We start from the raw sequence: 18,234 nt of genomic DNA on the forward strand, positions 1-18,234 counted from the left end.
CGAATTGTTGGCACCTGGGTACGACATTTTTAAGGGTGGTTCAGGACATCGTTGCCATTTTACAAAAATTGGCCGCACCCCGCCCTTGCCAAACTTTTTTGGAACTCATCAGTGTTGAAGGGAAGATGATTCAGCTATGAGCTATTTTTTAAGTTTAAATGGTGGGCGGGCTTTGTAGTTGATGCTTGCTGATTCTTCAGCCTGCTATCTTTTTGTATGGATTATTTGGGAATATAGTCCTTCCACGTTTCAGAGTAAGGGTTGTTCTCTAAAACGTGGAAAGGTTGGATTAATCTTCTATGAGATTAAATCAAATCATCTAAATGGATCGGCAGCTTTCTGATGCGTTTACCAGTTGCATGGAAAACTGCGTTTGAAATTGCAGCAGGCATGCCTACAAGGCCGATTTCTCCGACACCCTTAGTTCCCAATTCGTTGATTAATTCATCCTTTTCTTCTACAAAGATTACATCGAGTTGCCCGATATCTGCATGTACAGGAATATGGTATTCACCCAGATTTGCATTCATATATTTTCCCAGGTTCCCATCCATAATGGTTTCTTCGTGCAAGGCTTTACTGATGCCCCAAATCATAGAGCCTGATATCTGGCTTTTGGCCGTTTTTGGGTTGATGATTTTGCCTGCCGCGATGGCACTCACCGCTCGGGTAACCTGAACCGTACCTAAATCCTTATCCACTTCAACTTCAACAAAACAGGCACTATGTGTGGCCAGGCTATATTTACGAAGCTTAATCATATGAGGATTGCCCATCTTTGTGGTTTTAATGGCCACCCCCTTGTTGAAAGCGATGATCTCTTTCAAGGAAATTTTAGCAGATTCATTTTCTTTGAGGTGCAAAGAGCCATTGCTGAAATATACCATCTCATCATCCGCTTTTCTGAATGGAGAGTCGGGCATTTGAGCGGCTTTTTTAAGTAGTTTTTTGCGCAACGATTTGGCTGCCATGAGGATCGCTACTCCCGTTGAAGAGGTAATGGCTGACCCACCCTGGAACATAGAAAATGGCTTTTTGCTATCGCCATATTGAAAATCCACATCTTCCATGGCAAGGCCAAGTTCATCTGCAGCAATTTGAGTCATAACGGTTAAGGTTCCTGTACCAATATCCGTAGTAGCGTTGTGAAGGATTAGCTTTCCTTCTCTATTTATTATGGCCTGCACCCTTGCTGGAAACTGAAAAGCATCCCAGATTCCTGTAGCCATTCCATAACCGATGAGTTTGTTGCCACGGGTCATGCTTCGCGGTTCGGGGTTCCTGTTGCTCCACCCGAACTTTTCAGCAGCCTCCAGGTAACATGCCCGAAGTGCTTTACTGGTATATGGCTTTTTAGCAGAGGGATCCATTTCCGAATAATTAAGCAAACGGAGCTCCAGGGGATCGATGTTAAGTTTGTAGGATAGTTCATCCATGGTGCATTCTATTGCATGCAAGGCCGTGCTACCTCCAGGTGCCCGCATATCCATAGGGGTATATACATCAAGTGGCACAATCTGATGCTCAAACAGCGTATTTGGAGCAGCATAGAGCCTGTGGCTCCAGCCAGCAGTCGGCTCCGTATAATCCTCAAAATTTGACGTTTCTGCAAAGGCACTGTGGCCCAAAGCCGTTAGTCGACCATTTATATCTGATGCAAACCTAAGTAATTGTATTGATGGCGGCCGATGTGCGAATGAAAACATTTGCTTTCTGTCTAGCACCACCCGCACATTTCTTTTTAAATGGAGTGCAGCCATAACACAAAGAAAAAGCTGATACTGGGGTCTTAATCCAGAACCAAAAGCACCGCCAACGAATGGTGCCAAAACCTGCACGTCTTTATATTTCAGGCCAAAAATATTTGCCACATAAAGTTGATTATTAATGGTGCCCTGGGTTTTATCATAGATCTTCAGCTTCCCGTTTCCTTCATATATTGTTGTGGTAGCGAACAGTTCTATGGGATTGTGATGTTCAGTTCCATGCCGATATTCAGATGCCACCTTTACGGCTGCGTTTTCGAAAGCCTCTTCAAAATTTCCTGTTGGTGGAGGTGGGGGTGGTTTCAATGCGGTTGCCAAACCTTTCTTGGGTGCCCGCGCTTCGGTCAGATTTCGCTCAAGAATGGTTTGATGAACCTGTTCCTGGAACTCAAAATTAATTTGGCTGGATGCATATCTGGCGGTTTCAAAACTTTCGGCTACAACAAGGGCAATGGGCTGACCATTGTATAGTATGTTTTCGTCGAGCAGCGGTTTAAACACGGTGCCGGGCGGGGCATCCATGTCGGTATATTGAATATCAAGCCAGGCCAGTTTGGGGCGGTTGAGGTGTGAGATCACTTCGATTACACCAGGAATTGCAAGGGCCTTACTGATGTCGATATTAAGGATTTTTCCTTTAGTGATCGGACTGCTAACCACATAGCCAAATAGCAGGTTTTCCGCAGGATACTCTGCCGCATACTTAGCTGTTCCGGTAACTTTCGCCGTACCTTCGAGTCTGCTCACTGGTTTGCCAACCATCTTATTAAGTTCCATCTTTAAAATTATTAGGTGAGTTTTTAAGCCGAGGGAGCCGCTCCTGGAAGTTGCGAGGAGGGATTCAATGCCATTAATCCATTTCTGATAATGGCATTTTTAGCCAGCTTGATTTTAAAGTCATTATGTCCGTAACCTTGAGCGGCCTGAAGAATAATATCTGCTGCAGCGGAAAAATTTTCTTCGGTGGCTTCCTTGTTGCAAAGGAATTGTTCAGCCTCTATTGAACGCCACGGTTTGTGTGCTACGCCTCCAATTGCAATTCTAGCCTCTTTTATGGTGTTACCTTCAAGCTCGAGTGCTGTTGCGACAGATACCAGCGCGAAGGCATAGGAATGTCGGTCACGCAATTTAAGATAAGCGTAGTTTTTCGAGAAACCTTTCTCTGGCAAATCAATTGAGGTAATTACCTCATCACTTTTTAAAACATTATCTATTTCAGGCGTATTTCCAGGAAGTCTGTGAAAATCACCAATGGGAACCACCCTTTTTGAGGCGGACCCCTGAATATTTACTGTTGCATTAAGTGCAGACAGTGCTACGCACATATCGGAAGGAAAGACCGCTATACAGTCTTCGCTTGCACCTAAAATTGCGTGCATTCGGTTATAGCCATTTTTTGCAGGGCATCCAGAACCAGGAACACGTTTGTTGCATGGCACATCGCTATCGTAAAAATAATAGCACCGTGTGCGTTGCAAAAGATTACCACCATTGCTGGCCATATTTCTGATTTGAGCAGACGCTCCTGCCAGAATCGCTTTTGATAAGAGCGGGTATTTATCTTCAATAATCGGATGATAGGCTGTATCTGCATTTTTAACTGTTGCACCTAATCTTATACCATTATTTTCGAGTAAGGTAATTTCTGAAAGCTCCCCAAGTAAACTGGTGTCTATGAGCGAATTTGGATGAACAAGGTTGTATTTCCATAAGTCGATCAGGTTCGTGCCACCAGCAATAAACATGTTGCCTGTATGATCATTTTTTGATTTAATTGCTTCAGCAACATCGGCAGGTTGTTTGTAATCGAAATTATTCATTTCTACCTCCGTCTTTTACCTCGATGATGGCATCTATAATTCCAACGTTTGCACCGCAACGGCAAAGATTTCCGCTCATCAGCTCTTTAACTTCTTCGCGGTTAGTTGCTTTCCCTTCCGAAATTAACCCGATTGCACTGCAGATCTGTCCAGGTGTACAATAACCGCATTGAAAAGCATCGTGATCTATGAAGGCTTGCTGCAGTGGATGAAGGCCATTATCCTGTGCAATGCCCTCAATTGTTGTAACGGCACTACCATTCTTCATTACGGCAAGCGTAAGACAACTTAAAATGCGTTTTCCATCGACAATAACGGTACAGGCTCCACACTGGCCATGATCACATCCTTTTTTTGTGCCAGTTAGGTCAAGATGGTCCCTCAAACAGTCTAAAAGACTAACCCAGGGTTCAATTTCGATCCTTTTTAGTTCACCGTTTATCGTAATGGAGATTGTACTTCGGTTACCACGGTCTTCACCGTGCATTGGGTAAGCATGTTGCACCATATCTTGTTAGTTTTATGTAATGCTTAACACGCTAAGTTATCGTTAAGTTTTTTTTGTTTGATTTTTATCCATCAGGAGATCAGTATAAGTCGATACATTGAAATCAGGCATTATGCTTCCACTCCTTTTTGGAATGCAAATCCGTGTTCGTGGGCAAAACATTTTCTGAATTTGCTGTGTAGTAAAAATAGATAAGTATTTAGGCAGCAATGCCTGCAAAAACATCACCTATGGAAAACAAAGAAACAATTACCAGGCGCCAGGCGGTAGCTGGTCTTGGTCTGGGCATTGCTGGCTTAGCCATAACGCCCATTTTTGCTGCGGAAAATTTATCTGCTCAGGGCAAAGATGCCGCTGCACTGATTGATCCGACCACGAAATATCCAAGACCACCTTTCAACCCACAACAGCAACCCTTTCCAGGGCTTGCCAGCAAAATGAATCCAAAGCCTGATCACGGCGAACTGAGCTATAAAGGTTCTGGAAGGCTGATGGGTAGAAAAGCACTGATTACTGGGGGAGACTCGGGAATGGGTCGGGCGGCTGCAATAGCTTTTGCAAGGGAGGGCGCAAATGTGGTAATCAATTATCTGCCAGCTGAAGAATCTGATGCGAGGGAAGTAATTGATCTGATCACCAAGGCTGGACGAAAGGGTTATGCAATTCCAGGCGACCTTCGGGAAGAATCCTTTTGCAAGCATTTAGTGGAAGATAGCGTCAAGAAATTGGGAGGCCTTGATATTGTCGTTAGTAATGCAGCAAGGCAACAGACCAAACCATCGATCCTGGAGATCAGCACAGAGGATTTTGACGCAACGATTAAAACGAATATTTATGGTCCGTTTTGGTTGCTTAAAGCATCCATTCCGCATTTGAAGCCTGGATCGAGCATTATCGTGACCACTTCTGAGCAGGCACATGATCCTTCGCCAGAACTTTTTGATTATGCCCAAACCAAAGCTGCCAATACGAGTACAGTAAGATCGCTCGCCAAGTTTCTTACGCCAAAAGGGGTAAGGGTGAACGGGGTAGCACCTGGGCCGATCTGGACACCGCTCCAGGTGGGCGGTGGCGCCACCGATGAAAAGTTGAAGGAGTTTGGAAAGGCGACTCCAATGGGAAGACCTGGTCAGCCTGCTGAACTGGCATCGATTTATGTGCAGCTTGCCGATAACAGCGCCAGTTATTCTACAGGACAAATCTATGGGGCAATGGGCGGAGGCGGCCAGCCATAAGATTTTAAGTACGACATTTCTACCCGCGGCATTCCATCTTTTGCATGGAATGCCGCGGTTTTTTCGGCAGGTGAGGACACCAGCCGATAGAAGGTATGTAAGTGCGGATACCAGCCGATAGATTGGATGTGACTTTGTTTTTTTCGGCGGGTGAGGACACCAGCCGATAGATTGCAATAAAAAGTTAAAACTTATTTTAATCCATAAGGTTGTAGATGAAAAGACCTATCAACCATGAAAACAAAAGATACTGGGAGCGACGCTAAATTTGCTTCTAAAACAACAACAGAAAAATCTCCAGCATTAAAGGAACTTTTTAAAGATGGGATTGCTGATTTATATTGGGCCGAAAATCATCTGGTTAAATCCTTACCGAAAATGATTTCTGCCGCGACTGCACCTGAACTGAAGGATGCTATAACTGCTCATCTGGAAGAAACCAAGGGCCATGTCAAACGTCTTGAAGATGTTTTCGGATTGCTTGGCGAGAAAGCTATAGCAAAGAAATGCGATGCAATGGAAGGCTTGACAAAAGAAGCAGAGGGTATTGTGGAAGAAACTGAACCTGGCACTGCCACGCGGGATGTAGGCATCATTCTGGCATCACAAAAGGTTGAACACTACGAAATTGCCAGTTATGGCGGTCTGTATCAGCTGGCCATTACGCTGGGTTTAACGGATGTAGCCGAGATTCTGGAACAAACACTTAGCGAGGAAAAGATGGCCGATACGAAACTTACAGATATCGCAGGAAATGAAATAAATTATAAAGCAGCCGAAGAGGCTTAAAATAACAGAAGCTATGGCTAAAAAAACTTCCCAAAAAAATAGCGCATCAGCGCAACAGGAAAACGATAAAACCACTAAACTGCAGTCGTTCACAACAGATGCTTCTGATCAGTTTATGACCACAAACCACGGTCTGAAAATCAATGACGACCAAAACTCGCTCAAATCAGGCGATCGGGGGGCAACCTTACTGGAAGATTTCATCCTCCGAGAAAAAATAACACATTTCGATCATGAACGCATACCTGAACGAATTGTACATGCGAGGGGTTCGGCCGCTCACGGTGTATTTAAAGTGTATGAGGATATGTCTAAATGGACAAAGGCTGCTTTTTTATGTAATCCAGGTGAGGAAACGCCTGTTTTTGTGCGGTTTTCAACAGTTGCTGGCTCGAGGGGATCTACCGATTTGGCAAGAGATGTGCGGGGCTTTGCGGTAAAGTTTTACACCCAGGAAGGCAATTTCGACCTGGTGGGAAATAATATGCCAGTTTTTTTTATTCAGGATGCCATCAAATTTCCAGATTTAATACATGCTGTAAAACCTGAACCAGATAACGAAATGCCCCAGGCAGCATCGGCTCACGACACGTTCTGGGATTTTATTTCGCAAATGCCTGAGTCTGCTCATATGATTATGTGGGCCATGAGTGATCGTGCCTTACCCAGGAGCTATCGCATGATGGAAGGTTTTGGGGTACATACATTTCGTTTTGTTAATCAGCAGGGTGTTTCAAATTTCGTTAAATTCCACTGGAAACCGCTTCTTGGCGTTCACGCAGTTGCCTGGGATGAGGCTCAGAATATTTCTGGAAAGGATCCAGATTTTCATCGCAGAGATCTATGGGATGCGATTGAATCGGGTGCATTTCCTGAGTGGGAACTCGGCGTACAGATTGTACCTGAGGAAGATGAATTTAAATTTGATTTCGACATTTTAGACCCTACGAAATTAATTCCAGAAGAGCTTGTTCCTGTTCAACGCATCGGTAAGATGACTTTAAACCGCAACCCAGAAAATTTCTTTGCCGAAACAGAACAGGTTGCTTTCCACGTTGGTCATGTCGTTCCTGGTATTGATTTTACAAATGATCCGCTGCTACAGGGAAGATTGTTTTCGTATACCGATACCCAGTTAATCCGTTTGGGTGGACCTAATTTTCATGAAATTCCAATAAACAGGCCGATTATTCCAGTTCATAACAATCAACGGGATGGCTATATGCGGCAAACTATTAATCGGGGCAAAACCAGTTATGGTCCAAATGCATTGGGTAATAATGATCCTTTGCAGGCAAAAGGCTCGGAAGGGGGCTTTGTAAGCTATAATGAGCGGATAGATGCCAAAAAAATCAGGGCAAGAAGCCGAAGTTTTTTCGATCACTTTTCACAGGCACGTTTGTTTTTTAACTCACAAAGTGATGCAGAGCGAAATCATATTATAGATGCCCTGAGTTTTGAACTCGGAAAGGTAAAGGCAGTGCCTGTTCGCGAAAGAATGCTTGCGGTTTTAGTTCAGATCGATAAATCACTTGCTGCGGAAGTTGCATTTGCATTGGGGTTGCATATTCCTAAAATTGGACTCGATGAGCTAAACAATAGTATTCCTGCAGATGCTGACCCAAAAGATTACACTTCGTTAAATCCAAAAGGCAGCCTTTCCAAATCAGATGCGCTGAGCATGGCTGGTACTGTTAAAAATACCATCCAAACCAGAAAAGTTGCAATTCTTGCAGCAGATGGTGTCGATGAGAAATCACTAAGCAAGGTGAAAGATACACTAATCGCTCAGGGAGCGGTTGTGCATATTATAGCTCCCAAACTTGGTCATATTATTTCTAAGGGAGATCAGCAGATTACCCCTGACGAAAGTTTTCTTACTGCCGCATCGGTGCTCTATGATGCCGTATATATTCCTGGCGGCTCAAATTCTGTGGCAACCTTAGAAGCAGAAGCTAATGCTGTTCATTTCTTAAATGAGGCTTTTAAGCACTGCAAAGCAATAGCTGCCGACGATGAAGCAATTCAGGTATTGGAATCAACTTATTTTTTTAAAAAATTACCTGCAGAATACTCAACTGATACTGTGTTACGCGAGGGGGTCATCGTATCCTCTGATATCAACAGCTTAAAAGATATTTTTATAAAAATGATAGCGATGCACCGTTTCTGGGATCGTGAAAATCCTAGAAAAATTCCAGCATAAATCATTGAATCTTGGATCAGGCGGGGGCTCTTCGATGCCTCCGCTGTTTTTTGAAAAACATGGAAAACGAAATTGATTTGCTTGATATTATTCCTGCTCAATATGTTGGCAGCTCAATGGATGCCGTGGAAAAAAGAATCTTTACATCTCAGGAAGAAGCTGATGTTTTCTTTGCCAAAGCATGCGAGCGATTATTATTGATAAATGAGTGGGAAAAGCACTCGGGTATCTCTTCCTTTCAGCTTATCGATGCTAATGGTATACGGGCAGAGCGAAAAGCGATAATCAAGGATTTTATTAGAATTGATATTCCTGGGCCAGGTACTTATGCTGGTATGGGGTATGACTGGGTGAGGATAGAGGATATTAGATTGCTGGAAAATAGCGAACAGCAGATATTGTATATGACGGTTCGACCAAGCTGCCATCCGATGGATAAAGATGGTACTATTGCTCATTTTCTTAAAGCGGAAGCAACATCAACATTTATAGTAAGGAAAGTTAAACTCGAAATATTTGCCGAGGAACATGGACGTAACGAGTTGGCAAATACTTCTGATGGAAGTTTTCTGGATAAAAGCAGGAACTTAATTGTTGGAATCGCGGCAAAAATTGGTCTTTCTTATCCCCAATGGAAGAGTTTAGTGAAAGGGCTATTAAGAGATTAACCTTCGTAAACAAAATTCTGTAAAATTTCCAAGCCTTTTTCGTTACCCTGAAGAGCGGCAAACTCCAGGGCATCCTGGCCCTTGATATCTTTTATGTATTTATCAGCGCCGTGCTCTAAAAGCAATTGTAAAATATCGTTCCTACCAAACATGGCTGCAAACATTAGCGCTGTGCCACCATTGCCATGTTGTAGATCAAGATTTGCACCGCATTCAATCAGTAATTGTGCTATTTCAATATATCCTTTAAAGCTAACGCCCATTAAGGCTGTATTGCCACCTTCATCTGCCGCATCTAAATTAGCACCGTTATTAATGAGTAATTTTGCTGCTTCCAGCTGATTATTATAACAGGCAATTATCAGAGGCGTGTAGCCTTTTAAATCGCGGTGATTAACATCGACATTCCTGGCAAAGAGTTCTTGCAAAACCGCAATTTCTCCCTTTCTGGCAGCTGGAATTATAAGCTCATTTATGTTCATAATCTTTGAATGGTTTTGGGCGTAGCTAAGCAACATTCTCTTGCCAAAAAAGTTTTTTAGTTAGATCTTCTGTTTGAATATTGTTTTTACAATTAGGTGTTTGGCAGAGAAAATGATCCGCTAATTATTTTCATACCATTTCGGTAGCGGGATGTAATCATCATTCCAATGGAGTTCATCTTCTTCATCTTTGAACCCTGCTGAAATAAATTTTATATCTGTATGTAGTTTCGAGATCTCTTTCTTAAATTGATAAGCATCAATGCGGAGTTGATGATATAACTCATCAATCTCGCTGTGAGAAGGTGCCAATAATACTAAAACCTTTTGTCCCTCAGCTATCGAAATAACCATTGTTCCTGTTACTACCATTTCAATTAAACTGATAATTCCAGTAAAAAGTTTCAAGAGTTTAAAAAAACTCTATTCCTGAAGCACTGGCTTTTCAATCATGCTAAAAATTGCACACTTTTAAGCTGTTGTGTGAATAATTATGGAGCATTTTAATGAAAGTAAGTTTATTGATTAGATCCGTTTTATTAGCCATAACTAAACAAAAGTATCATGCAATTTTCTAATAATATTAAAACTTTTGGTCAGTGCCTTTGTATTATTTGTATTGCTTACATGATATTTATATTTTAATATGAAGAATTTTAAACAACTGGTTTGGTTAAAGCCAGCCATAGGATTTGCGGTTTTATGCCTGATGGCTTGTAATAGTGCAGATAAAAGATCGAGCATGGAAAAAGATAGCATCTCTGGAGATACGGTTATGCCAAACAAGGTCGGCGGATCAGAAACCTTTCAGACTAAGCTCGATGGAGAGGCTGCTGATCATTTGAGAAACATAACTTATTCTTTGCTTATGGAAGACCGTCTTTTAAAACTCCAGGCAGGAAATGCGAAAAATAAGCCTTCAGAAACCTTGACACAGCTTATGGATATTAATCGAGCAAGCTTAAAGCGGATGGAAGCCTATGCGACAGGAAAAAGCGTAATTTTGCCATCGGATTTACTTTCCAATCAGCAAATTACCCTCGATTCGGTAAAATCATTAGCAACCGCCAATGGCGACAAAGCACGCTCTACACTGCTAAAGGCTAATGGGTCAGCTCTTTTAAAAGAGTTAGAACAGTCGGCCAATAACCGTGATCAGGATTTCAAAAAGTTTATGAATGAGGAATACGCTAATCAACAGAAAAAAAACAACTTACTGCAGTCGCTTTAAGCCGGGGCAATGCTCCTTATTGCAAACTGTTAATTGACGAAAGAGTTAATTGCCGTTCACCATCTTAGTATGTAGTATTTTTATTTGTTGTAAAACTTATTTTTTTAAATAATTGGGTTTAATGCCCCTCGAATCCTGGCGATTTTGGGTTGGTTGAGGATAAAGCTTTGATCACTGGTTTTTGATCCCTAATACTTTCTCCATGTTTTGAAGCTACTTAATGAGTAAAATATCTTAAAGGCGTTTTGCTCTATTTTTGGCCAGTTTCAAAAAAAAATATAACATTTAAAGCAAAATTATATTTTTTGTGTTAGGATATATATGACAGATTTTTCTACCAGGGCAGTATCAAATAATCAGCACTTTACTGAAACTGAAGCTCGTTTCAATGCACTACTCAAAGCAACATCAGATGTTATATATTCTTTCAGCCCTGATTGGAGCGAAATGAGGGAGCTGGATGGCCGAGGTTTTTTAAAGGATACCAAGGGGCCTACACTGAACTGGAAGGAAAACAATGTTCATCCTGAGGATTTGGATTTGGTTAATCAAACCATTGAGCTAGCGATTGCTGAAAAGAAAGTATTTTACCTGGAGCACCGCGTTTTGCGGGCAGACGGTTCTCCAGGGTGGACCATTTCCAGGGCGGTACCCATTTTAGATAATGACGGGGAAATTATCGAATGGTTTGGTACTGCCAGCGACATTACTGAACGTAAAAATGCTGAATTGCAACTTGTGGAAGCCCGAATAAAATCTGATCAGCAGAAACGGTTCTACGAAACCGTTACCTCTAATACGCCCGATTTAATGTATGTTTTTGATCTGGAATATCGCTTTACCTATGCAAACCAGGCCTTGCTAACCATGTGGGGCAAAACATGGGAAGATGCTATTGGTAAGAGTCTTCTTGAAAACGGATATGAACCCTGGCATGCAGAAATGCACGAACGCGAGATCGATAATATTAAAGAAAACAAACAACCAATAAGAGGAGAAGTATCTTTCCCACATGCTGTTTTGGGTAAGAGAATTTATGATTATATTCTAACGCCTGTTCTTGATGATCGTGGTGAGGTGGAGGCAATTGCCGGCACTACACGTGATGTGACTGATCGAAAGCGAATTGAGGAATCTCTAGAAAATAGTGCCAAGGATTTACAGGCCATAAACGAGGAACTGGCAGCTTCAAATGAAGAACTGGCAACTTCCATTGAAGAGGTTGCAATGGTAAATCAAGAACTTATCCTTGCTCAGGATCAGGTAGCAGAATCACAGCTTGCTTTTCGTTTAGCCGTTAGCGCAGCAAATTTCGGTACCTGGTTTATTCATTCAACGACCAGAGAATTCATTACCGATGCCCGTTTAAAAGAGCTTTTCGGCTATTATGAGGATGAACCCCTGACTATAGAAGATGCGCTTGCACAAATTACCAAAGAATACCGACCATTTGTGGCTTCTAAATTGGAAAATGCCATTTATAATAATGGTGATTACGATGTTACTTATCCCGTTGTAGGCCTGCATGATCACCGTTTTCGATGGCTTAGGGCAATTGGAAATTTGAAGGTTGATTCTTCAGGGACGTTCTCTGCTTTTACGGGTGTGGTTATGGATATAACGGAACAGTATCTGGCAGAAGCTGAAGTAAAGCTTGCTGCGGAGAATCTGAGCATGGCAATCGAGGCAGCTGGACTGGGAACTTTTCAGATAAATGCAATTGACAGAACATTTGTTGCATCTGCGAAGCTTAAGGAATTTTTTGGCTTTGATCCAGACGATGTTGTGCCTTATGAGGCTGCCATCAACCAGATCCATCCAGATTACCGTCAGCAAGTTGCGGAGCTGGTCGAGCTTACGATTAATGAAGGTGGTCGTTTTGATACTGAATATCCGATAATAGGAAATATAGATGGCAAAACCCGTTGGGTGAGGGCTATCGGGGAGATGCAGCAACGGAACGGAAAAGAATATTTTACAGGTGTAATCAACGAGATTACAGAGAAGAAATTGGATGAAATCCGTAAAAATGATTTTATTGGGATGGTTAGCCATGAGCTTAAAACGCCGTTAACTTCCATGAAAGCATACATTCAGGTGCTAAATTACAGGCTTAAAAATTATGAAGAAGAATTTGTAATCAAAACGCTGGAAAGAGCAGATTTGCAAGTCAACAAGATGACGACCATGATAAATGGTTTTTTAAATATCTCAAGACTGGAGTCTGGAAAAATTGATATCAGTCTCCAAAATTTCGACATAGCTGCTCTATTAAAAGAAATAGAAGAAGAAACTCAGGGGACTATTTCTACCCATGAACTGCTGTTTTCTCCTTCCTCAGAAATTTTTATTAATGCCGACAGGGAAAAAATTGCGCATGTAATCCATAACCTCATTAGCAACGCTGTGAAATATTCAGCATTTGGAACTAAAATATTAATTAACTGCGATACTTTAAAAGATGAAGTGATTGTTAGTGTTAAAGATCAGGGAATGGGCATACGGTCATCAGATGCAATTCATATTTTCGACCGCTATTACCGAGTTGAAGGAGAACATATGCATTCGATTTCTGGCTTTGGAATCGGTCTTTATTTGTGCGCTGAAATTGTTAAACGGCACGAAGGCAGGATCTGGTTAGATAGTGAGTATGGTGTTGGTTCGCAGTTTGTTTTTAGTCTGCCAATTTAAGGAGTTGGTGATGATTACTAAATTGAATTTGGTATCAATCAGTTGCTTTATTGCCTGAAGAACTGATTAATCTCAAATAAAATAACGTTTATGTAGGCCATGTGTCTGAATAAGGTAGAGCTACTTATTATAATTTCACGTTGCTAGCCCTTTTCTTTTTTCCAGTCGGTTTTTAATTTTCTATAGACTGGGTTGGCTTCGGCCATTTTATAGAGGGCGTAGAAGATTGCCGCAGACTTTGCTTTTTCGTCTGAGCCTGTTCCCCGCTCCAGTTGTTTATAATCATTTTCCTTGTCATACTTGTTGCCCCCTTTGTAGTTGGCATATCTTTTTGCACGGGTATATCCCATTTGCAGATATTTCCTAGCCATGTCTGCACCGACGAAATCATTTTCTTTGATGAAGTTATTAAACATTTCGAAAATCTTGTTGCTACTCTCCATGGCAATTTCTGGGGTTCGGAAGCGCCAATGCTGGCCGATTTCGGATTTGTAAGGCTCACAGATCAAAACGCCCTGTTCACCTTTTCCCACCCTGTATTTTTTGGGGTATTTTCTGTAATCGATATCTGGTTTCCATGGATAACTGTCGATCTCAAAATCCAGATAGGAGGGTTTTCTTTGGCTGGTCATAAGTAAGCAACACGTTTGTTTAATATTATGTTTTTGATGGTTGTACGAATTGTCAAAACCTTATCGGCTATTAATGGTTTTAAATAAAAGAATCATCATGGAAAATAATCAAGAAATTATATCAGACTTAAAGGGCTTAGTATCCATCGTAAATGATGGAAAGGAAGGCTACAAATCAGCATCAGAATCTACAGAAAATGTAGAGTTGAAAGCAGTGTTTTTGAAATATGTAGCAGAACGTGCATTATATGAAACTGAACTGAAAGCCCATTTGGCAAAACACGGCGGTGATTCAGAGAATGATGAAGGCGGAATATTGGGCGCAATCCACCGTACCTGGATCGATATTAAGGAGGCATTAACTGATAAAAGCGAATCTGCATTGTTAAGTGCAATTGTAACAGGTGAGAAAGCAGCTTTGGAGAAATACGATATGGTGATTAAGGATAACCAGTTGCATGAGGATCATTTGAACTTGTTGACTACGCAAAGAAACGGAATTGCTGAATCTTTGAAAGAAATTGAGGTATTGGAGCAGAAGTATAAGGACTTATAGTTTTTATGCTAAATTTATTTTTCGTTGCGCATAAGATTTCGGTTTATTTTTCCGTTATTTAATACGAGAGCGTTAATTTAGATAAGCGGGAAGAGCCTTTGGTTTTTCCCGCTTTCTTTTTATATGCCTTTTGTGCCTAGTTTAAGGTCTTTTACTGCTATTGCTTGCATGGATGACCAGGCTCTCAGATTTATTGAATTTGCAATTGATATGACTACCTGGTGACCTGGGTTCCTTTGTCATATTGGTAAATTTGGTTTCAATTTTTACAGTATGAAAAAAATAGGATTCTTATCATTCGGCCATTGGTCCGACCATCCATCATACCTCACCCGTACAGCAGGCGATACATTATTGCAATCCATCGATCTTGCTGTTGCCGCCGAAGAAATTGGTTTGGATGGTGCATATTTTAGGGTGCATCATTTTGCAAGGCAACTTGCCTCTCCATTTCCTTTACTTTCAGCGATTGGCGCTAAAACCAATAAAATAGAAATTGGAACTGGGGTAATCGATATGCGTTATGAAAATCCGCTTTATATGGTTGAGGATGCAGGTGCGGCCGATCTGATCTCTGGCGGCAGGTTACAACTTGGCATCAGCAGAGGTTCGCCCGAGCAGGTAATCGAAGGCTGGCGCCATTTCGGTTATGAACCAAAAGCGGGCAAAAATGATGCAGATATGGGCAGGGAAAAAGCAATTGAGTTTTTGAATGGCTTAAGTGGAGAAGGCTTTGCACAGCCCAATCCAAATCCAATGTTTCCAAATCCTCCTGGACTGCTTCGCCTTGAGCCCCATTCGGAAGGGCTTCGCGAACGCATCTGGTGGGGAGCTGCTTCCAATGCAACAGCGATATGGGCAGCGGAAAACGGAATGAACCTGCAAAGTTCTACGTTGAAGTTTGACGAAAACGGAAAGCCTTTCCATATCCAGCAGGCAGAGCAGATCAGGTTGTATAAAGAAGCCTGGAAGAAAGCAGGGCACCAGCGTGAGGGCCGAGTATCGGTAAGTCGTTCGATTTTTGCGCTGATGAACGATCAGGATAGGTATTATTTCGGACAGCAAGGTAAAGGAGCTGATAGCTTTGGTTATATCGAGCCTACCCAGAGGGCGGTATTCGGCAAGGGTTATGCAGCGGAACCCGATCAGCTGATTAAGGAATTAGCTCAGGATGAGGCGATTCAGGAAGCGGATACTGTACTTTTGACGATCCCGAATACCCTGGGTGTGGATTATAATGTGCATGTGCTGTCTTCCATATTAGAATATGTAGCCCCAGGACTAGGCTGGCGATAACTAGCTCATAATTTTTGAGACTTTTAATTACCAGCAATGTTTAATATTTGCGAAGCTTTTTTTACAGGAGCAGGAGGAACTGAAGTTTTCAAAGTAATCTTCATTTAGTATATAAGAGTCTGGTGCATTCGCCAGGCTCTTATATTTACTTATTCTAAATTTCGACGATTGACAAATGAAGGAACATACAATCCTAACCCTTAGCAAAGGTTATCTTTGTTAAAGTCACGTTTAAAGAGCAACTTATTGTTTTGTTCTATATAATCGCCTGATACAATTAAATACGGATGATTAGGCGAATATCCTGCGCTATGGCTTCTAACTATTATTTTGTCGTTTACTTTCAGGCTGTTTAGCTGCTGAAACTCCTTTGCATTAAACTGCATCATGTATTCTTCGCCACCAATTCTCACGATCAGCCATTTTGAAGCAGTTGAATTCGCATTTGGGCGCTGGAAGGTAACGGATGTTATAACAGCCTCCATATTGGTGAAATCTTTGATGTGTTTCCTTATTTTATCATGACTGGTATGCACTTTTTTACCTTCAGGGGAAATCTCCCATTTTTTGTACTTTATGCCGTCGGCAGAAGCCTCCCATTTTTTCCTGTCTTCTACCTGGCGGGCTTTCTGCTCGGAGTTTGACGAAGGTTTTGGCGATTGTTTACTTTTAACGTCGCGGTTGGCAAAAACTAATCCGCTCACCACAACCAGTGGCAAGATCAGTACGTAAGTGATTCTTTTTAAATTTTTCATAACCTTTTCAAATTGATTAAGCAAAGCTATTATGATATTGATCGAACCGAGTGATTTGTATTGTAAATAAAAATGTAAATTTTGTAAATAATTCTTAAATAGAAGACAATAGCCTAAATAGTAGAATTTTGGGGTGGCAATAAATTTGATGTTGCTTTGTTATCAGGCGTTTTCCTGGACAGGAAATTCATTTTCGTTTTTTAAGAATGCGATAAAGTTCATTTTTGAATTGATGAATGTTTTATCAATCGATTTTATTTAAAACAAAAAAGCTTTGTAAACCTTAATCTTTAAAGCTTTATTAATCACTTATGAATCGATTTGAAAATAAAACTGTTTTAGTAACAGGAAGCAGTCAGGGAATTGGAGCAGCATGTGCAATAAGATTTGCACAAGAAGGTGCTAATGTAATTTTTAACGGACATAAGTTTGATGAGCGGGGTGAAAAACTTATAAGTGAGGTAGAGCAGATGGGGAGAAAGGCAGTTTTTATCGAAGCCGATATTAGTCGTAAAAAAGGTGTTGAGAAATTAATTGCTCAAGCTGTTAAGGCATTTGGCGGCCTCGATGTTCTAGTTAATAATGCGGGCATGGAAATTAAGAATCCGTTTTGGAAAATTACTGAAGAAGAATATGATGATGTAATGAATACCAATTTTAAGGGTTTGTTTTTTGGAATACAGGCCTTCACTAACTATTGTATAAAACAAAAATTGCTGGTGTAATTGTAAATGTAAGTTCTGTGCACGAAGAGATACCTTTCCCAGGCTATGCCGCTTACTGTGCGAGCAACGGTGCGGTTAAAATGCTTTGCAGGAATCTGGCTATTGAACTTGCTGATTTTAATATTAGAATAAATAATGTTGCCCCAGGAGCTATCGAAACGCCGATAAATAAATCACTTTTAGCTAATAAGAAAAAACTAAATAAGGTGTTGAAAAATATTCCGCTAAAGCGCTTAGGGAAACCTGAGGATGTTGCAGGAATTGTATCTTTTTTAGCCTCCAGCGATGCTGATTATGTAACTGGTTCGAGTTACTTTGTTGATGGAGGCTTAACCTGGCAATACGAGGAATAAAGGGCTATAATTACGTTTAGTACTTCTGGTTGTATTATTTATTATACTTTTATTATTATTTCTGAACAATTTGTGATTTAGCGTGTTTCAATCATTAATGAAAAACTCTAAATTATATCGCTGTGTAGTTGTAGATGATGATCGTACTTTCCTGGATTTGGTAACGACCTATATCAGACAAATACCGAAGCTTAGCTTGCTTAAAAGTTATGATTCGGGGATTTCTGCTATTAAAGAAATTAATGATGACGATAATATCGACTTTCTTTTTCTGGATATTAGAATGGATGTTTCGGGTATAGATGTTGCCAGGCTATTAAGAGACAAGGTAAAATTTATAGTTTTTATGACGGCTTACGATGAATTTGCGTTAAATGCATTTCAAGTTGGTGGAGATAAATATTTAACCAAACCTGTTTATTTTCCAAAATTTTTAGAAACCATTAATCAGGTTTTAAGGCGAAATAATGCTGCGATGATTGAGTAGTTATCAATCGCAAAATGTTTTAACAAATGCAATG

General features: G+C 41.0%; 18 protein-coding genes. 11 read left to right on the forward strand and 7 right to left on the reverse strand.

Annotated features, from left to right (window positions below):
- Positions 1-305 precede the first annotated feature (305 nt).
- Genes ABD692_RS16320 through ABD692_RS16330 form a run of 3 tightly spaced genes read right to left on the reverse strand, consistent with a single transcriptional unit; the run spans position 306 to position 4,094 of the window.
- Entirely contained in the window at positions 306-2,543 is a 2,238-nt protein-coding gene (locus ABD692_RS16320; protein ID WP_344768660.1) for a xanthine dehydrogenase family protein molybdopterin-binding subunit, read from the reverse strand.
- 23 nt (positions 2,544-2,566) lie between these two features.
- Positions 2,567-3,586 carry an FAD binding domain-containing protein gene (locus ABD692_RS16325; RefSeq protein WP_344768661.1) on the reverse strand — a complete coding sequence of 340 codons (1,020 nt, stop codon included), beginning with the start codon at positions 3,584-3,586 and terminating at the stop codon, positions 2,567-2,569.
- Positions 3,579-4,094: a (2Fe-2S)-binding protein gene (locus ABD692_RS16330; RefSeq protein ID WP_344768663.1), complete on the reverse strand. Its 516-nt coding sequence runs from the start codon at positions 4,092-4,094 to the stop codon at positions 3,579-3,581. The genes ABD692_RS16325 and ABD692_RS16330 overlap by 8 nt, the downstream gene beginning before the upstream one ends.
- 437 nt (positions 4,095-4,531) lie before the next feature.
- On the opposite strand from ABD692_RS16330, the gene ABD692_RS16335 reads away from it, so the two are divergent.
- The 4 genes from ABD692_RS16335 (at position 4,532) to ABD692_RS16350 (ending at position 8,992) form a co-directional block, all read left to right on the forward strand.
- Entirely contained in the window at positions 4,532-5,329 is a 798-nt protein-coding gene (locus ABD692_RS16335; RefSeq protein ID WP_344768665.1) for an SDR family oxidoreductase, read from the forward strand.
- A 234-nt stretch (positions 5,330-5,563) separates the two neighbouring features.
- A complete protein-coding gene (locus tag ABD692_RS16340) occupies positions 5,564-6,118 on the forward strand; it encodes a YciE/YciF ferroxidase family protein (protein ID WP_316757807.1) in 555 nt (184 codons plus the stop codon).
- A gap of 13 nt (positions 6,119-6,131) precedes the next feature.
- Positions 6,132-8,324 (forward strand): catalase, encoded by a 2,193-nt coding sequence (locus ABD692_RS16345; protein ID WP_344768668.1) that lies wholly within the window; start codon positions 6,132-6,134, stop codon positions 8,322-8,324.
- A 59-nt stretch (positions 8,325-8,383) separates the two neighbouring features.
- Complete coding sequence (locus ABD692_RS16350) at positions 8,384-8,992, forward strand: hypothetical protein (RefSeq protein WP_344768670.1); 609 nt, start codon at positions 8,384-8,386, stop codon at positions 8,990-8,992.
- Here ABD692_RS16350 and ABD692_RS16355 read toward each other — a convergent pair.
- Both ABD692_RS16355 and ABD692_RS16360 read right to left on the reverse strand, forming a co-directional pair.
- Complete coding sequence (locus tag ABD692_RS16355; RefSeq protein ID WP_344768672.1) at positions 8,989-9,474, reverse strand: ankyrin repeat domain-containing protein; 486 nt, start codon at positions 9,472-9,474, stop codon at positions 8,989-8,991. The two genes, ABD692_RS16350 and ABD692_RS16355, sit on opposite strands and share 4 nt — an antisense overlap.
- A gap of 120 nt (positions 9,475-9,594) precedes the next feature.
- A complete protein-coding gene (locus ABD692_RS16360; protein ID WP_344768674.1) occupies positions 9,595-9,882 on the reverse strand; it encodes a hypothetical protein in 288 nt (95 codons plus the stop codon).
- A gap of 238 nt (positions 9,883-10,120) precedes the next feature.
- Between ABD692_RS16360 and ABD692_RS16365 the strand changes: the two genes are divergently transcribed.
- Both ABD692_RS16365 and ABD692_RS16370 read left to right on the forward strand, forming a co-directional pair.
- Entirely contained in the window at positions 10,121-10,705 is a 585-nt protein-coding gene (locus ABD692_RS16365) for a hypothetical protein (RefSeq protein ID WP_344768676.1), read from the forward strand.
- Positions 10,706-11,026: 321 nt separating this feature from the next.
- Complete coding sequence (locus ABD692_RS16370; RefSeq protein ID WP_344768677.1) at positions 11,027-13,396, forward strand: PAS domain-containing sensor histidine kinase; 2,370 nt, start codon at positions 11,027-11,029, stop codon at positions 13,394-13,396.
- A gap of 143 nt (positions 13,397-13,539) precedes the next feature.
- Here the strand turns inward: ABD692_RS16370 and ABD692_RS16375 are convergent, their stop codons facing one another.
- Positions 13,540-14,028 carry a DUF4385 domain-containing protein gene (locus ABD692_RS16375; RefSeq protein ID WP_344768679.1) on the reverse strand — a complete coding sequence of 163 codons (489 nt, stop codon included), beginning with the start codon at positions 14,026-14,028 and terminating at the stop codon, positions 13,540-13,542.
- A gap of 97 nt (positions 14,029-14,125) precedes the next feature.
- Here ABD692_RS16375 and ABD692_RS16380 point away from each other — a divergent pair, with 97 nt between their 5' ends.
- Together ABD692_RS16380 and ABD692_RS16385 are read left to right on the forward strand one after the other, a co-directional pair.
- Positions 14,126-14,584 (forward strand): PA2169 family four-helix-bundle protein, encoded by a 459-nt coding sequence (locus tag ABD692_RS16380; protein ID WP_316757821.1) that lies wholly within the window; start codon positions 14,126-14,128, stop codon positions 14,582-14,584.
- A 273-nt stretch (positions 14,585-14,857) separates the two neighbouring features.
- The gene (locus ABD692_RS16385) at positions 14,858-15,880 is read left to right on the forward strand and encodes an LLM class flavin-dependent oxidoreductase (RefSeq protein WP_344768683.1); all 1,023 of its coding nucleotides are present in this window, start codon (positions 14,858-14,860) and stop codon (positions 15,878-15,880) included.
- Between the two features lie 200 nt (positions 15,881-16,080).
- Here the strand turns inward: ABD692_RS16385 and ABD692_RS16390 are convergent, their stop codons facing one another.
- Complete coding sequence (locus ABD692_RS16390) at positions 16,081-16,635, reverse strand: hypothetical protein (protein WP_344768685.1); 555 nt, start codon at positions 16,633-16,635, stop codon at positions 16,081-16,083.
- 311 nt (positions 16,636-16,946) lie between these two features.
- On the opposite strand from ABD692_RS16390, the gene ABD692_RS16395 reads away from it, so the two are divergent.
- The 3 genes from ABD692_RS16395 (at position 16,947) to ABD692_RS16405 (ending at position 18,200) form a co-directional block, all read left to right on the forward strand.
- Entirely contained in the window at positions 16,947-17,360 is a 414-nt protein-coding gene (locus ABD692_RS16395) for an SDR family NAD(P)-dependent oxidoreductase (protein WP_344768687.1), read from the forward strand.
- The gene (locus tag ABD692_RS16400) at positions 17,333-17,713 is read left to right on the forward strand and encodes an SDR family oxidoreductase (protein WP_344768689.1); all 381 of its coding nucleotides are present in this window, start codon (positions 17,333-17,335) and stop codon (positions 17,711-17,713) included. The genes ABD692_RS16395 and ABD692_RS16400 overlap by 28 nt, the downstream gene beginning before the upstream one ends.
- A gap of 97 nt (positions 17,714-17,810) precedes the next feature.
- A complete protein-coding gene (locus ABD692_RS16405; protein WP_316757830.1) occupies positions 17,811-18,200 on the forward strand; it encodes a LytR/AlgR family response regulator transcription factor in 390 nt (129 codons plus the stop codon).
- The last annotated feature ends 34 nt before the right edge of the window (positions 18,201-18,234 follow it).

This window comes from Pedobacter ginsengiterrae (genome assembly GCF_039537385.1).
Lineage (GTDB): Bacteria > Bacteroidota > Bacteroidia > Sphingobacteriales > Sphingobacteriaceae > Pedobacter > Pedobacter ginsengiterrae.

Coding starts and splice junctions, on each gene's coding strand:
- ABD692_RS16320 (WP_344768660.1), bottom strand. CDS start 2,543: ATGGAACTTAATAAGATGGTTGGCAAACCAGTGAGCAGACTCGAAGGT.
- ABD692_RS16335 (WP_344768665.1), top strand. CDS start 4,532: ATGAATCCAAAGCCTGATCACGGCGAACTGAGCTATAAAGGTTCTGGA.
- ABD692_RS16370 (WP_344768677.1), top strand. CDS start 11,027: ATGACAGATTTTTCTACCAGGGCAGTATCAAATAATCAGCACTTTACT.
- ABD692_RS16380 (WP_316757821.1), top strand. CDS start 14,126: ATGGAAAATAATCAAGAAATTATATCAGACTTAAAGGGCTTAGTATCC.
- ABD692_RS16395 (WP_344768687.1), top strand. CDS start 16,947: ATGAATCGATTTGAAAATAAAACTGTTTTAGTAACAGGAAGCAGTCAG.
- ABD692_RS16375 (WP_344768679.1), bottom strand. CDS start 14,028: ATGACCAGCCAAAGAAAACCCTCCTATCTGGATTTTGAGATCGACAGT.
- ABD692_RS16385 (WP_344768683.1), top strand. CDS start 14,858: ATGAAAAAAATAGGATTCTTATCATTCGGCCATTGGTCCGACCATCCA.
- ABD692_RS16350 (WP_344768670.1), top strand. CDS start 8,384: ATGGAAAACGAAATTGATTTGCTTGATATTATTCCTGCTCAATATGTT.
- ABD692_RS16355 (WP_344768672.1), bottom strand. CDS start 9,474: ATGAACATAAATGAGCTTATAATTCCAGCTGCCAGAAAGGGAGAAATT.
- ABD692_RS16345 (WP_344768668.1), top strand. CDS start 6,132: ATGGCTAAAAAAACTTCCCAAAAAAATAGCGCATCAGCGCAACAGGAA.
- ABD692_RS16330 (WP_344768663.1), bottom strand. CDS start 4,094: ATGGTGCAACATGCTTACCCAATGCACGGTGAAGACCGTGGTAACCGA.
- ABD692_RS16390 (WP_344768685.1), bottom strand. CDS start 16,635: ATGAAAAATTTAAAAAGAATCACTTACGTACTGATCTTGCCACTGGTT.
- ABD692_RS16340 (WP_316757807.1), top strand. CDS start 5,564: ATGAAAACAAAAGATACTGGGAGCGACGCTAAATTTGCTTCTAAAACA.
- ABD692_RS16325 (WP_344768661.1), bottom strand. CDS start 3,586: ATGAATAATTTCGATTACAAACAACCTGCCGATGTTGCTGAAGCAATT.
- ABD692_RS16365 (WP_344768676.1), top strand. CDS start 10,121: ATGAAGAATTTTAAACAACTGGTTTGGTTAAAGCCAGCCATAGGATTT.
- ABD692_RS16405 (WP_316757830.1), top strand. CDS start 17,811: ATGAAAAACTCTAAATTATATCGCTGTGTAGTTGTAGATGATGATCGT.